At 66.5% G+C, this 710-nt stretch carries 1 protein-coding gene; it reads left to right on the top strand.

Annotation, left to right across the window (positions count from 1 at the left end; translation table 11 throughout):
- On the top strand, positions 1-710 hold a 710-nt coding region (locus AC0V2Y_RS28425; RefSeq protein ID WP_475418463.1), incomplete at both ends, for an efflux RND transporter periplasmic adaptor subunit.

Raw genomic sequence — 710 nt, 5'->3', positions numbered from 1 at the left:
AGCCATGCTGACGGTCACCACCGCCAGGCCGCAGCCGAGCGACTGGCCGGTTGTGCTGTCGGCCAACGGCGGCATATTTGCGTGGCAGGAGGCGGTTATTGGCAGCGAGTTGAGCGGCCTGCGCCTGGCTGAAGTCAGCGTCAATGTGGGCGACAGCGTTAAGTCCGGGCAGATTCTGGCGCGCTTCGATGCCGCCACTGTGGCAGCCGATGTCGAGCAGAAAGAGGCGGCGGTCGAGGAAGCGCGCTCGGCGCTGGCTGAGGCGCAGTCCAATGTCCTGCGCACCCAACCGCTGGCCACCAGCGGCCTGGTCAGCGCGCAGCAGATGACGCAGTATCTCACGGCCGAGCGTAGCGGCAAGGCGCGGGTAGTGTCGGCCCAGGCTGTGCTCAAGAGTGCCCAGGTGCGCTTGCACCAGACTGCGGTACGGGCGTCCGACGATGGTGTGATTTCGGCGCGCAGCGCCACCCTGGGCAGCGTGGCGCCGCAGGGCCAGGAATTGTTCAAGCTGATTCGCAAGAACCGGCTCGAATGGCGGGCCGAAGTGCCGGGCAGCGATCTGCGCCGTATCAAGCCGGGACAGCAGGTGACGTTGACCGTCTCCAACGGCGTGACCGTATCCGGCACGGTGCGCATGGTCGGACCGACGCTTGATCCTTCCACCCGTAACGGGCTGGTGTACATCGACCTGCCGCTCTCGCCTGAGGTGC

This window comes from Janthinobacterium sp. BHSEK (genome assembly GCF_056174685.1).
This window is presented reverse-complemented; position numbering and strand designations above follow the sequence as displayed.